The 15023-nt window shown below is 38.0% G+C and carries 11 protein-coding genes and 2 pseudogenes; all 13 read left to right on the top strand.

Annotated elements, in window-relative coordinates; translation table 11 throughout:
- Positions 1-14 precede the first annotated feature (14 nt).
- Positions 15-1198, top strand: a pseudogene (locus DW059_RS01880) (iron-containing alcohol dehydrogenase).
- Positions 1199-1307: 109 nt separating this feature from the next.
- Complete coding sequence (locus DW059_RS01875; protein WP_022243671.1) at positions 1308-1871, top strand: helix-turn-helix domain-containing protein; 564 nt, start codon at positions 1308-1310, stop codon at positions 1869-1871.
- A gap of 729 nt (positions 1872-2600) precedes the next feature.
- Complete coding sequence (mgtE, locus tag DW059_RS01865) at positions 2601-3992, top strand: magnesium transporter (protein ID WP_117697221.1); 1392 nt, start codon at positions 2601-2603, stop codon at positions 3990-3992.
- Positions 3993-4024: 32 nt separating this feature from the next.
- A pseudogene (locus DW059_RS01860) lies at positions 4025-4548 on the top strand (HAD family hydrolase); the annotation flags it as partial.
- Positions 4525-4731 (top strand): HAD family hydrolase, encoded by a 207-nt coding sequence (locus DW059_RS16285; RefSeq protein ID WP_242986057.1) that lies wholly within the window; start codon positions 4525-4527, stop codon positions 4729-4731. The pseudogene DW059_RS01860 and the gene DW059_RS16285, both read left to right, overlap by 24 nt.
- Positions 4732-4759: 28 nt before the next feature.
- Positions 4760-5701 (top strand): helix-turn-helix domain-containing protein, encoded by a 942-nt coding sequence (locus DW059_RS01855; protein WP_117697219.1) that lies wholly within the window; start codon positions 4760-4762, stop codon positions 5699-5701.
- A 320-nt stretch (positions 5702-6021) separates the two neighbouring features.
- Complete coding sequence (locus DW059_RS01850) at positions 6022-7299, top strand: extracellular solute-binding protein (protein ID WP_117697217.1); 1278 nt, start codon at positions 6022-6024, stop codon at positions 7297-7299.
- A gap of 55 nt (positions 7300-7354) precedes the next feature.
- Positions 7355-8242, top strand: coding sequence for a carbohydrate ABC transporter permease (locus DW059_RS01845; protein WP_117697215.1), 888 nt, complete (start codon positions 7355-7357; stop codon positions 8240-8242).
- Positions 8243-8245: 3 nt separating this feature from the next.
- Positions 8246-9103: a carbohydrate ABC transporter permease gene (locus tag DW059_RS01840; RefSeq protein WP_022243665.1), complete on the top strand. Its 858-nt coding sequence runs from the start codon at positions 8246-8248 to the stop codon at positions 9101-9103.
- Between the two features lie 124 nt (positions 9104-9227).
- Entirely contained in the window at positions 9228-11855 is a 2628-nt protein-coding gene (locus DW059_RS01835; protein WP_158551964.1) for a GH36-type glycosyl hydrolase domain-containing protein, read from the top strand.
- A 4-nt stretch (positions 11856-11859) separates the two neighbouring features.
- Entirely contained in the window at positions 11860-12036 is a 177-nt protein-coding gene (locus DW059_RS15855; RefSeq protein WP_158551931.1) for a hypothetical protein, read from the top strand.
- Positions 12037-12113: 77 nt separating this feature from the next.
- On the top strand, positions 12114-14153 hold the full coding sequence (locus tag DW059_RS01825) for a hypothetical protein (protein ID WP_147326017.1): 2040 nt from the start codon (positions 12114-12116) through the stop codon (positions 14151-14153).
- 181 nt (positions 14154-14334) lie between these two features.
- Positions 14335-14901: a hypothetical protein gene (locus DW059_RS01820; protein ID WP_117697207.1), complete on the top strand. Its 567-nt coding sequence runs from the start codon at positions 14335-14337 to the stop codon at positions 14899-14901.
- Positions 14902-15023 lie beyond the last annotated feature (122 nt).

Genomic DNA, 15023 nt, shown 5'->3' with positions numbered 1-15023 from the left:
TGAGAGGAAAAGCTATGAACGAATTTAATTTTTCAGTACCACAGAATATTATCGTAGGAAGAGGCTCTATGGCAAAACTTCCGGAAGTTGCAAAAAAATGGGTGGAAAGCATGCGTTTATCATATCCGGACCGCATCTTAAGAAGATGGGACTGGTGGAGAAAGCTGCAGAATCTTTAAGAGCCGAAGGAATTTTGGTGGATGACTTTACGGATATCGAAGGAAATCCTTCCGTTACAACCGTGGAAGCAGCGACAGAAGCATTTCAGGCTTCCGGGGCAGACTTTATCGTAGCTTTTGGCGGCGGTTCTCCGATGGATGTAGCAAAGGCAGTCGGTGTAGTAGCAAAATACGGTGGAAGCATTACCGAATACGAAGGGGCACATAAAGTGCCGGGCAAAATTATTCCATTGGTGGCACTACCGACTACAGCAGGAACCGGTTCTGAGGTAACAGCATTTTCTGTAATTACAGACCACAGCAGAGACTATAAACTGACGGTATTTTCTTATGAACTGCTGCCGGCATATGCTATTCTGGACGCAGACCTGATTACAACGGCACCAGTCAGTGTGGCGGCAGCCTGCGGAATTGATGCATTTATCCATGCAGAAGAGGCGTATATTTCAACTGCGGCTTCTCCATTTTCCGATGCCATGGCAGAAAAAGCAATGGAGCTCATCGGAGAAAATATCCGGAGATTTGTGGCAAACCGCACCGATGTGAAGGCAGCAGAGGCAATGATGGTAGGCTCACTGTTTGCTGGAATTGCATTTTCTTTTGCAAGACTTGGAAATGTACATGCCATGAGCCATCCGGTCAGTGCATTTTTTGATGTGCCACACGGAGTTGCCAATGCAGTATTGCTTCCGGTAGTAGCGGAGTATAATGCCTTAGCTGACCATGGAAGGTATTATAAAATTTATAACTACATCAGTGAAATTCAGGCCTATGAAGATGAATTTGAACCGATGATGTTAGTGGATGCCATCCGTTCCTTATGCAAAGCCATCGGAATTCCGGCAAATCTTACGGAAGCCATCAATCAGGCAGGCAAAACAGGAAGCATCAGCCGGGAGACCATCGAAGAGAAAATAGAAGCAATGGCAGCAGATGCCATGAAGAGCGGCAATATTGCAGTGAACCCACGGTCATCCCGTCAGTGTGATATAGAAATGTTATACCGCAAGGCACTGTAAAACAGATATCTTTATCAAAAACATCAGTTAATATCATAAAAATTTGATGCGAAAAGTTTGATGTAAAAAATTTGAAGTGGAAGTTTCAAATGGAAAGAGAGGAAAATGTATGGATTACCTGTCACACAATGTATCGGAAAATTTAAAGAGACTGCGTCAGTCCAAGGGAATGAGTCTTGATCAGGTGGCAGAGCAGACCGGTGTAAGTAAGAGTATGCTGGCACAGATTGAAAAGGGAACGGCAAATCCATCATTGGGTGTGCTTGGAAAGATTACAAGCGGACTGCGGATTGAATTTCAGACTTTGATTGAAGCTCCCCGTGTGGATTTCTGTCTGGTGAAGCCGGAAGAAATGATTCCAACCAAGGAACTGGAGGGACAGTATAAGGTCTTTACCTGCTTTCCATTTGAGGACTCCCAGTCCGTAGAAATCTACCGGATTGACGTAGAGCCGGGCGGTGTATACACCAGTGGAAGCCACGGCGAGCGGACGAGAGAATATATTACGGTAATTGACGGCGCGCTGACCATAGAATGCCATGACCACAGCCAGAAGGTGGAAAAGAGTCAGGTCTACAAATTTGAAACAGACCAGCCGCACATTTACCGGAATGAAGGAAGTGAGCGGGCAAGCTGTATGTGCTTTTTCTTAGACTATACAAATATTCGATAAATATAGCAGGCAATTGCGAAAGAGGTAGAATATTTGGAGTAAAGGAATTTTGAGGTATTTCATGTACGTTGATTTTCAGATGATGAAATACCACAGTTCTAAAATGCGTGTTTTTCTTTTGGTCATAAAAACAGTCTTTCCAATGTTTGCCAGAATAACTGCACGGTTCGTCGAAGTACAGATGCCTGATAAGTGCCCCTTGCAGGCATTATGTGGCATCTGTTCTCGACGGACAGTGCAGAGATTCTGACAAAGCAACCGGAAAGACAGTTTACCAGCAAGAAAAACCCGCATTCTAAGAACTGTTGGCATTTCACATCTAAGAAAATCAGCTGTACATGGAAAGCCTCAAAATTTTTTGCTCAAAATCTTTTTCAATCCCTCATTCACAATTGCCTGGAATATTTATGGAAGAAATAGAATAAAAATATATATTATACAAATATCAGACAAAGCAAATCTTGACTTGATTCATTCCGAGGATTAGAATGGAAAAAGAGAATGAATCAGGAGGTGAAATGCATGGACAGTTGCGACAGTACTGGGCGAAGTAGTATCTGCGGTAGCAGACAGAAGATGATTTTGGCGCAATTGGCCATGGATTTCTGATAAGAATCCAGACAGGACAATTGCTCTTTTTACGCTGGAAATGCGCTGTGTGTTTCCTGTAATTGTGAGGGTATCATCTGTGCTGCTGCTGCAGGAAAATGATGTAAGGAGGCAGAAGCAGTGGACGAGAAATTAAAAGAGCAGAATTATGTAGAAGAGTTAATAGAGATTATCCGCAGTACAAAGAGTAATGAGGAATTGCGGGATAAATTATCCGATTATCATGAAAATGATATTGCGGATGCATTTGTGCGTCTGGATGAAGAAGAACGAAAGAGATTGTACCCAATCCTGGGAGCGGAACAGGTTGCGGAAATCTTTACTTATATTGATGACCCGGATCTATATCTGAATGAATTGGATCTGGATAAAGCGGCACGGGTTATTTCCTACATGGACTCCGATGATGCGGTAGATGTCTTAGACGAACTGGATGATTCCAAGCAGGCACAGCTGGTAGAGTTGCTGGATGAAGAATCCAGTCATGACATTAAGATGATTCAGTCCTATGAGGATGACGAAATTGGTAGCAAGATGACTACGAACTTCATTGTGATTAAGAATGATCTTACCATCCGGCAGGCTATGCGGGAGCTGATTCGTCAGGCGGGAGAAAATGATAACATTTTGACAGTTTATGTTACTGATGAAGCTGGCAAATTCTATGGAGCCATCGATTTAAAGGACTTAATCATTGCTCGTGAAAATAATGCACTGGAAGATATCATCAGCACATCCTATCCGTATTTGCGTGATCATGAACAGATTAGTGAATGTATTGAGCGAATGAAGGACTATGCAGAGGACTCCATTCCGGTACTGGATGAAAATGATGAAATCTTAGGTGTTATCACATCTCAGGATATCGTAGAAGTTGTGGATGATGAGATGGGTGATGACTACGCAAAGTTAGCAGGTCTGACCGCCGAAGAAGATTTACAGGAAACGCTGATAGAGAGTATGAAGAAACGTCTGCCATGGCTGATTATCTTGCTGGTACTTGGCATGGGCGTATCTTCTGTAGTTGGAATTTTTGAGACCGTTGTAGCCGTAATTCCAATTGTCATGTGTTTCCAGTCGCTGATACTTGACATGGCAGGAAATGTCGGAACACAGTCGCTGGCTGTAACCATTCGTGTACTGGTAGATGAAAATCTTACGTCAAAACAGAAGCGTCATCTGGTAGGAAAGGAAATGCGTGTTGGATTTATGAACGGACTTTTTCTGGGGATACTGGCATTTTCCTTTATCGGATTATATGTCTGGCTGTTAAAGAATAATCCGGTGATTCATGCGTTTATTATTTCAGGATGCGTGGGTCTTGCACTGATGATAGCAATGGTAATATCAAGCCTTGTGGGAACATTGATTCCAATGCTTTTTCATAAGATTAAGATTGATCCGGCAGTGGCATCCGGCCCATTGATTACCACAATTAATGACCTGGTAGCAGTAGTAACCTATTATGGATTAGTCTGGCTGCTGTTGATAGATGTATTGCATTTTGCATAGCATAAAACCTTAGGATGATGAGGAAATAAAGGATGAATAAAATCCAGAATATAAAAGTCCTTTTTTGGGATATTGATAATACACTGCTTGATTTTGATGCGGGAGCAGAAGATTCCATGAAACAGGCATTTGCAGATTTGGGGCTGGAGTTTAAACCGGAAATGTTTAATGTTTTTCAGGAAGAAAATCATATTATCTGGGACAAAATCGAAAAGGGTGAATTATCAAGGGAAGACCTTCCCTATGTCCGCTGGCAGATTATATTAAAACGGCTGGGATTAAAAGCCGATGGTGTGGCAATGGAGCATGTGTTCCGAAGCTATCTTCATAATAGTGCAGTGCCGGTGAGCGGTGCATTGGAAACATTGGAAGCTTTAGCAGGAAAATACATATTCTGTGCAGCAAGCAACGGACCGTATGAGCAGCAGCTAAACCGCCTGGAACGAGGCGGCATGCGTAAATATTTTACACATTGCTTTGTTTCGGAAAAGGTTGGCGTAGAGAAACCGAGCCTCGTTTTTTTGAAAAATGTATGGAAGAATTGCCTGGAATTGAACCGGAAGAATGCCTGATGATAGGTGATTCCCTGACAGCAGATATTGCAGGAGGGCATGCTGCAGGACTTAAAACCTGTTGGTATCATCCGGAAGATGCCATAACCAATGAAAAATTAAGAGAGTTAGAGCAGCAGGCAGATTACAGAGTAGAAAAATTGGTGGATTTGACAAAAAAATTATAGCTTGGATGGGAGAGATTAACAGGAGAAAATGGAAGACAGGAAAGAAATTATAAAAATCAAAGAGCCCATATCAACTGCAAATAAGTTTCACTCTTCGGAGCTTTTTTATATTGAAGAGGCAAAATTACCGTTCTCAGCAGGAATTTATACTTTAGCGGGGTGTGCGATGCACTGGCATCATTCATGGGAAATTTTGTGCCAGTTAGAGGGTGAAGCATATGTAAGATTTGGTGGGGAGAAGATTATTTCAAGACCAGGCGACATCACGGTCATTTCTGGGGAAGAACCACATGAAACGGAAAAAATTACAAAGCGACATAAAATATTGTTGTTACAGTTTCAAATGGAACCTGTTTTACCCTATTTTTCTGTGGCAAAGGAATATCAACACATTCCAAGTATATTATTAGATCCGTTTCGAAAAGTTGGACATTTTAATTTGAGAAGTAAAAAAGTAGAATCCATTATGTGGAAAATAGAGGGAGAATATAAAAAGAAGATTTTGGGATATGAGATTCGGATACCTGCGTATATTATGGAACTAATGGTATACTTTATGCGAAATGATTATATTTGTGCCAGAAGACCTGCGACAGAAGTTATGATAGCCTTGGAAAAAATCAGACCTGCGTTGTCTTACATAGAAGAAAATTATCAAAATCATATAGAGTTACAAAATGTAGCAGAATTGTGTTGCATGAGTATGTATACATTTTGCAGAGTGTTTAAACAGGCAACAGATTATACATTTGTAGAGTATTTAAATCATATCCGATTAAAATCTGCAGAAAAATTATTGCTTTCCACAAAACTCCCCATCAGTGAAGTGGCATATGAATCTGGTTTCTCAGGATTGAGCTATTTTAACCGGAAGTTTAAGGAAGTATATTCTATGGGACCAAGCAGATACCGTAAAATAAGTGGAAATGAAGAATTAAACTGTGAGGGTTATCATCATTCCAGAATTTAAAATATAGTAGTATATAAAGGAGACGAAATATACAAAATGTGATTAGTATATTTCGTCTTTTTTTAATTAAAAATGTCTCACGCAAAATAGTGCAAAAATAAAGCAAGAATGAAATTGAATCATGAATATAAAATCGTTATATTAAAACTACTTTTTTTAATTAAAAATGTCTCACGCAAAATAGTGCAAAAATAAAGCAAGAATGAAATTGAATCATGAATATAAAATCGTTATATTAAAACTACAAAAAGCAAGGAGAATAAAGTAAAAGGCGCCAGGGGAGAAGAACAAAAAAGTATTAGTGTAAAAGGAGGAAAAGAATGAAGAGATTAGTTGCAGTACTTTTGTGTATGACAATGGCAGTATCAATTACAGCTTGTGGTAACTCTGAAACAGAAAATAACAAAGTAGCAGGAACAGAAGCCGGAGATAAACCGGAAAGCATTAGCGTTATTTGTACAACCGACGAAGAAGGACTTTATGAGTATGCTGGAAAGAAGTACGAAGAAATGTATGGTGTAAAAGTAAATCTGATTTGTCAGTCCTATGATAGTACACACGAAAAAATTACTACAACATGGACCGGTGGAGGCAATGCGGATGTTTGCTATGTAGATATTCCATGGGTTGCAGAATTTGAAAGTAAGGGAGTAACCATAGACTTAAGTGAATATATGGATGAAGATGTAAAAAACAGTTTGATTGAGAGTTCGTTAAATCAGATGATTTATAATGGAAAAACAGAAGCAATTCCGTTTGCAAATGGTGGAAAATGGATGTTTTATAATAAGCAGATGTTAGCGGATGCTGGATATGAGGAGCCACCAAAAACATGGGATGAATTAAAAGAAATGTCTCAGGATATGATGGATAAAGGCATTTGCAAGTATGGTATTGCATGGGGAGCATCCCAGGCAGAAGGTTTAATTTGCGATTTGACAACCATGATATACAGTTTTGGTGGAACGTGGCAGAAAGAAGACGGTTCATTTGACGTTAACAGTGAAAGTGCAAATAATGCAGTACAGTTCATGTATGATTCTATGCAGGATGGATGGGCAGATCCGGCATCAATTACCTATACGGACAGAGATTGTTTGGATCCGTTCATGGCGGGAGACACAGCATTTGTTATGAATTGGGCTTATGTGTATGGATATGCAAATAATCCGGAAAATTCTACTGTTGCAGGAAATGTAGATGTATGTTTAATGCCTGGAACTGATAAAGCAGAAAGTGCTTCAGTGACTGGTGGCGGTGGCTTCGGAGTATTATCTACCTCAAAATATCCGGAGTATGCATATAAATATATTGAGTTATTTACGAGTGAGGATATTCAGAAATATGCTTATGAGAATTATAATGTACTGCCGACAATTGATGCATTATATAAAGATGAGAATCTGGTGGCTGAACATGAAGAGCTGGCTAAGTTTTATCCGCAGTTTGCAACAGCACATCCAAGACCTCAGCTTGCTGATTATAGTGAGTGGTCTAATACAGTACAACCATTATTTTCAGCAGCACTGTCAGGTTCAACTTCAATAGAGGATGCACTAAATCAGGCAGAAGAAGTATCAGAAAGTTTTGTGAATTAAATAGAGAATGGCAGGTAGGTAAACTGCCTGCCATTTTTAATATGAGGGTAAGAATATGAAGAGGAAGAATAAATCAAGTATATCACAAGCAAGAACTGCTTATGGAATGATTACTCCGGCCATGCTGATTATCATGGGATTAGGATTATTTCCTGTTTTGTTTACATTGTGGTTCAGCTTAAATGATGTAAATCCAGGTAGTCTTGCAACGAAATTTGTTGGATTAAAGAATTATGCAGAAGTTATGAGTACCCATGCATTTTGGAATTCTTTAAAAATTACTTTATATTTTTCAGTTGTATCAGTGATAATTCAGATTATATTGGGAACACTTACAGCATTATTGCTGAATCAAAATTTTAAGGGAAGAGGCTTTGTGCGTGGAATTATTCTGATTCCATGGGCAGTGCCAACGATTGTAAATGCAAATTTGTGGAAATGGATTTTTAATGCGAACGCAGGAATTTTGAATAAAGTATTATTAAAATTACATTTGATAGATGAAAATATAGTCTGGCTTGGAAGTGGTAAGCTTGCAATTAATATGATTATATTATCAGATACATGGAAGATGCTTCCACTTGTTATCATTATGCTGCTTGCAGGACTCCAGACCGTGTCTAATGATGTAAAGGAGGCATCAATTATAGACGGGGCAAATGCATGGCAGAGATTTAAAGTAGTGTATTTTCCTGCATTAAGGCCAATGTATATAGTGGTTCTTGTTTTGCGTACAATTCAGACGATTCGAGTTTTTGATATTGTATATTCGTTGACGTCAGGTGGACCAAATGACAGTACACAGGTAGTAAGCTTTTATGCGTATCATGAAATCTTTGATTACTTACATTATGGTAAAGGTTCGGCAATATGCGTAATTATAGCAGTTGTTATATTGTTATTGAGCCTTCTTTACCTGAAAGCAGGAAAAACGGAGGATTAAGATATGAATCGAACGGTAAAGAGAAGAATAGGAAGGATATTATTATATTTGGCAGTGATATTATTGGTTCTTTGGACGCTATTGCCAATTATCTGGATGTTTATATCCAGTATCATATCAGAAAATGAATTGTTAAGTAGTGACAAAATACTGCCTACATCAATTACCTGGGAACGATACAAAATGTTATTGTGGGATAAAAATCCAACAAAACAAGTTGAAGTATTCCGAATGGCAATAAAAAACAGTTGCATTGTTGCGGGTACAACAACAGTAATTAGTCTTGTATTAGGTGCAGTGGCATCCTATGCGTTTGCAAGATTACGCTTTCGAATGAAAAAACCAATGTTATTTGGAGTAATGTTTTTTCAGCTGCTACCACCAATTGCATTGGTAATACCGTATTATATCATGATTAGCCGGATGGGGTTGCTGGATCATTTGGGAACATTAATATTAATTAATACAAATGCAGTTCTTGCCTATGTAATCTGGGTCTTGAACGGATATTTTAAATCGGTTCCATTTGAACTTGAAGAAGCAGGACGGGTAGATGGTTGTAGTTGGAATCAGGTGTTTTGGAAAATTATTATGCCGACAGCATTGCCGGGATATGTTGCAGTAGGTGTTCTTGCATTCCTTATGGCATGGGATGAATTTCTGTATGCATTAATTTTTACTACATCAAAAACTTCGAAGACATTAACGGTTGCGGTATCAGAGTTTGGAACAAAGTATGGAATTGATTATGGAATGATGATGACTGCAGGATTGCTGGCTACAGTTGTACCAATGGTATTAGCACTAATTTTCCAAAGATATATTGTAGGAGGATTAACGGCAGGAGCGGTTAAGGGTTAAGAAAAAGGAGTAAAGAATGGAACACGGATTTAAGTGGAATTTTATTGACAAAAAAGGGACTTTTGTTTGTGAAAATGCCCGGGAAGTAAATCAATTATACTTTCCTATATGCAATGAGGCTGGAATGAAAGCATCGGTGACACCCTGCTTAAATGGAGATGCCAAAAAGAATCAAAATGAATTTTTGTATCTGCCAGTTTCAGTAGAGGACTTACATAATAATCGTTCTGGAAGAAATTTCTGGGTTTATACAAAAGAGCAGGGAGCATTTTCTGTGGTGGGAAATTCTGCAAGACAGAGAGCGGAGCATTGCTTTAAAGATGAAGAAAAATGGAATAAAATAGAGTGCGGTTTGCTATATCACAGCTTGTATTATGCAATCCCTGAATTGAAATTAAACTGTATTTTTACAACGTTTTGTCCGGCAAATGAGGATGTAGTAGAAATTAACAGGGTTATTCTGGAAAATTACGGGTCAGAAATTCTGGAATTTGTGCCAACAGCGGCATTTCCTATTTTTGGACGATCGGCAGATAATTTAAGAGATCATAGACATGCAACATCACTGATGCAGAGGATAACATTGGAAGAAAACGGGATTGTTGTAAAGCCAACGATACACCATGATGAAAGAGGTCATGAACCGAATGATACAAGTTATTTTGTATATGGATCAGATGAAAGCGGGCAGGCAGCAGTAGAAATGTTCCCTACAGTAGAGGAGTTTATTGGAAAGGGAGGAACATTGGACTGGCCTGGAACAGTAGTAGAAAATAGTATACCAGAACATGATATGACATATCGGAAAGATGGTATGGAATGCATTGGCGCAATGCGTTTTGCAAAGGTACGGTTAGCACCAGGCGAGAAAAAAGAATATATTATCTGCGCTGGAATTACTGAAAAAGAAAATTTTAACAAGGAGTTTGAAAAGTATAACAGTAAAGAAAAGGTTGAAGCTGCGTGGAAACAAAATGAAGAGCATTGGAATGGAGAAGCTGACAAGATAAAATTTCAAGGCAATTCAGATAAGTTTGATGGCTGGTTAAGGTGGGTAAGTATACAGCCTGTTTTAAGAAAAATATATGGTTGTTCATTTCTTCCATATCATGATTATGGAAGAGGTGGTCGCGGGTGGAGAGATTTGTGGCAGGATTATCTGACATTATTATTACAAAATCCAATGCGGGTTCGAAGTGTTTTTGTTCATAACATGAAAGGTGTCAGACTGGATGGAAGTAATGCAACTATTATTTTGGACGGTGAGGGCAATTTTCAGGCAGACAGAAACAAAATATCCAGAGTTTGGATGGATCATGGTGTCTGGCCATTATTTACACTGTTGTTATATATGAATCAAACTGGAGATATTTCTATTTTAGATGAAGAAGTGTCTTACTGGAAAGATGCACAAATTGAAAGAGCGAAAAGGATTGACACAAATTGGAAAAAAGAAGATGGAAATAGTCAAAAGACAAAGGATGGTGAATGTTATACCGGAACAATATTAGAGCATTTACTTTTAGAAAATTTAATTTGCAGCTTAAATATTGGAGAACACGGGAATATAAAGCTTGAAGATGGAGATTGGAATGATCAGTTGGATATGGCTCCGGATAAAGGGGAAACAATACCATTTACGGCTTTTTATGGAAAAAATATATGTGATATAGCAGATTTACTTGAGATTCAAATAGAGAAAGAAGACCGAAAAACGATTTCTGTATTTGAAGAAATGGAAATACTGCTTGAGGGATTAAAGGAAAAGGAACCCCAAAAAGAAGTGGAAGTATTAAAGAAATATTATGAACACATAAGATTTGGAATAAGCGGAAAAAAGAAAAAAATACCGGTTTTAGAATTAAAAGATATGTTGCGCTGGAAAGGAAAACAATTATTGCAGCAGGTCCGAGAAAATGAATGGATTGAATTATCATCAAAAGAAGGCTTTTTTAATGGTTATTATAACAATGATGGAAATGCAGTTGATGGAATTCTTGGAGATGGAAAATTGCGATTTGGATTGACAGCCCAGACCTTTTCTATTATGTCAGGGGCGGCGACGGATGAACAGGTTCAAAAAACAATCCATGCTGTAAATAATTATCTTCCGGATAAAAATACCGGAGGAATCAGGCTGACGTTACCATTGGGAGATAATACCTGGAATTTTGGAAGAGGATTTGCACTTATTTATGGAGAAAAAGAAAATGGTGGCATGTTTAGCCATATGACAACTATGTATGCTTATGCGTTATATAGCAGAGGGTATGTAAGGGAAGGTTATCAGATTATAAAATCTATTTATGAACTTTCTACAAATACACAAATAGCACAAATATATCCTGGTGTGCCGGAGTATATCAGTAGCAGAGGAAGGGGAATGTATTCTTATGTTACTGGTGCAGGAAGCTGGACAATTTTTCTAATGCTGACACAGGTATATGGTGTGAGGGGAAAGCTTGGAGACTTATTAATTGAACCAAAACTAGTAAAGGAGCAGTATGATTCCGGTGAAGTTTTAACAGTAGACACATTATTTGCGGAAAAAGAAGTATGTGTTTCTTTTTATAACAGAAAATATTTGGATTATGGAGAATATCAGTTGGGAGAACTTAGCATAAATGGAGAAGTATGGAAGAATCAGATAAATAGTACCTCTGTTGTGCTACATCAGGCTGAACTGGAAGAAAAGCTTATAGCAGGTAGAAAAAATCAAATTTGTATCGAATTAGTGGAAAGGAAGGGATGATGTGATGGAACTTAAATTTCCGGTAGGATTAGAAAAAAATGAAGTTTTAATAGAAAGGGACGGAATAAAAATAGAAGTACCGTGGCCGGTTCAGATTCAGATTTTAAAGGAAAGAAATAAGAAAGCAAAGTATGATGTTATAAGAAGTGAAAAAACATTCATATTGCAGAAGCAGACGTAGAAGTAAATAAAGAAAATAGATTTCATATTATTGATATGTGGGAACAAAATACAAATAATATAAAACTGAGTAGAAAGGTGGCCTGTATTTCAGCAGAAAAAGAGACTGCTATCCGGATATCTACGGAATTCCATTGTAAATCAAAACATGCAAAAAATTTTGACGATTATCAATTTGTAATACCGGGTGCTTTTTATAATAAGAATGATACAGACCAGAATGGACAGGATGATTATCTTGGAACTTTTGAGCAGGATTATAAGGATGATAGAAATCCAAATTTGTCAGTGACAGGATTTGCAAAAAATGACAAGCAATTTATTTCACTAATTCGGGCAGATATTCCAAAGGTGGATACTACAATAACCAGAAAACAGATAGCAGAAAGGCATTTTGTTCATAATACAGATATTGGATCCCTGGGAATTGCACCATCTGCAAATAGAATGGAAGAATTTTTGTTACGTTGTGATTATCCATTTTATGAGAGAAATTCATTTTGCTTAAATGTAGATGGATCGGAGTGGGCTGCATATCGAAAGATAAAACAGGGAGAAGAATTGGAAGTTTCATATATACTGCAGTTTGGAGAAGCTGAAAATCTGACAGAAGCATCGTGGAAGACGAGCGTATTTCAGATGGAACGAATTCTTAATGATGATATCAGACATCCATTTAGTCTGGAAGAAACAATACCATACAGAAGAGACTTATTACACAATAGCTTTAGAGATTTTCCAGAAAAGAAAAATCATCCTTGTGGTTATGTGTGCCATTTCTCACCAAGAGAAAAATATGGAAATCAGAATGTACTGGAATATGGATTTTCTGGAAATCAGACTATGGTTTGCTATGAAATGCTTCGGGCTGCAGAAGAAACAGGAAAGGAAGAATATAGGGAACGGGCATTAAAAACAATACAATTTTTTGTGGAACACTGTATTGCAGAAAGTGGTTTGCCGAATGCAATGTACAGTGTAGAAAAAGAAGAATTTGTTTATTGGTGGACTGGCGTATTAATGCCATTTCAGTATTCGGAAAACAGGAAAGAATTAGAAAAATTTCTGGGGAATCAGGTCGTAGGTGCAATGATGGGAATTGCAGAAAAATTAAAAGGAACAAAAGGAAATTATTGCCGGACTATGACGGAGGCTATGTATTATTTAATGCTCTGTTTTCTGGAGGAAAAGGAAAATGGAACATTACATAAAGACTGGCTGGATGTAGTGGTTGCATTTTGTGATAAAATGATTGAAATTCAGAATACAGATGGCTCCTGGTATCGGGCATATACGATGGAAGGTACTCCAATGACATATCCGGAAGAATGGTTTGGAAGTAATGTGATAGAGCAGGGGTCAGGAACAATTTTTCCGGGAGAAGTATTAGCATTAGTACATGAATACACCGGTAATGAGAAATATAGAAGTGCATTGTGTAAAGCTGCTGATTTTATTATGGAACATTATGTAGAAGATGTTTTATATCTGGGAGGATTAAATGATACAACGCATAAAAAGTCTGTAAAGATAGATGCTGTTGGAGTAATGTATAATATGCGGACATTGTTGTTGGCATATGAAACTACCAAAAAAGAACGATATTTGTATGGCGCAAAATCAGCAGCACAGATTCTTGCATCATGGACTTATCTTTGGGATATTCCGTTTGATGAAAATACACTTCTTGGAAAGAATGATTTTGGAACAACTGGCTGGGCAGGGTGTGATGTTATTCCGGGATGTAGCTATGTGGACGATGAATTTGTAGAATTCGTACCAGATTTAATGCGAATTGCAGAGTATAGCAGAAATAAAAAACTGGCTATATTGGGAAAAATTGTAACATTAGGAATGCAGCACGGTTTATCTATGCCACAAAGAATGTATGGATATACAATGCCTGGAATTCAGTGTGAAGGATTTCTGACATCCTTATGGCTTTCTGATACAGATGATTTGGAATTTTCGGGAGCTGTAGCAAAAAATAAAGGAGATGATAATGATACTTGTAATGGACTGATAAATGGTCAGGCACTTTACAATCTCGATTCATTAAAAAGAAGATATCACACATTAGAGTTTGATAAAATAATTGAGCAGATATTTGCCGAGTAAAGTTATTATGCCTCATAGACATTTTATGCGTCTATGAGGCATTTTCTATAGAAGCCGGTATCGTGCCGATTAGTATCAGCAGTGCTCCCGGAATTTCAAAAGGAGTCAGAGTTTCGTGCAAAAGCAGAACAGCAAAGATAACAACCGATAGTGTTTGACAGAATAAGCAGTGTTCATTACAATGTTTTTAGAAAAAAGAAATGGGGGAACAGAGATGTTGGAATGTGAAATTGAAATCGGAAAAGAAGAGCGGGACGCGCTGCTTGAAATCGCTTTGAATTCGAAGGAGTATCGAAAGAAAAGAAAAGCGGAAGCAATAAAATTTTCAATTCTGATTGTAGCTTGTATTTTGATTATAATATGGAGAGTAACAAATAGCGATACAAGGCTTGTTGTACTTTGCTCACTCCTGGCTGCATATAGTCTTTTTATGATATGCGGAGGAAGCAAGCTGATGCAGAAGACGGTATTAAAGAAATCTGTTACAGCAATGGATAAAGAACTAAAATCCGGTTATCGGAAGTATACTTTCAGTGAAGATGGAATTCTTTTAAAATCAGAAGTTTCAGAAGGAAATACTGCATGGACACTTTATAAGGATTGGGAAATCTATGGAAATTACATCTGCATCAGGAATCTGTCGAATGAAAATGTTCTTGTAAAACAGGATAAATTGTCGGCAGAAGAAAGGACATGGCTGATTGATTTACTGACCCGTCATCTGGGAAAAGCAGTAAATGAGAAATGAATGGAAAGAAAATAAATAAAAAATAGTAGAATTTTTCTCTCTGCCGCAAGATGATTTTAGGTCGGTTGAGGGATTAGAAAACGCCGGAAACCCGCATAAACTCTATGTTTTTGCGGGTTCTC

The sequence above is a fragment of the Roseburia sp. AF42-8 genome, assembly GCF_003435965.1.
In the GTDB taxonomy this organism is placed as follows: domain Bacteria; phylum Bacillota; class Clostridia; order Lachnospirales; family Lachnospiraceae; genus Roseburia_C; species Roseburia_C amylophila.
This window is presented reverse-complemented; position numbering and strand designations above follow the sequence as displayed.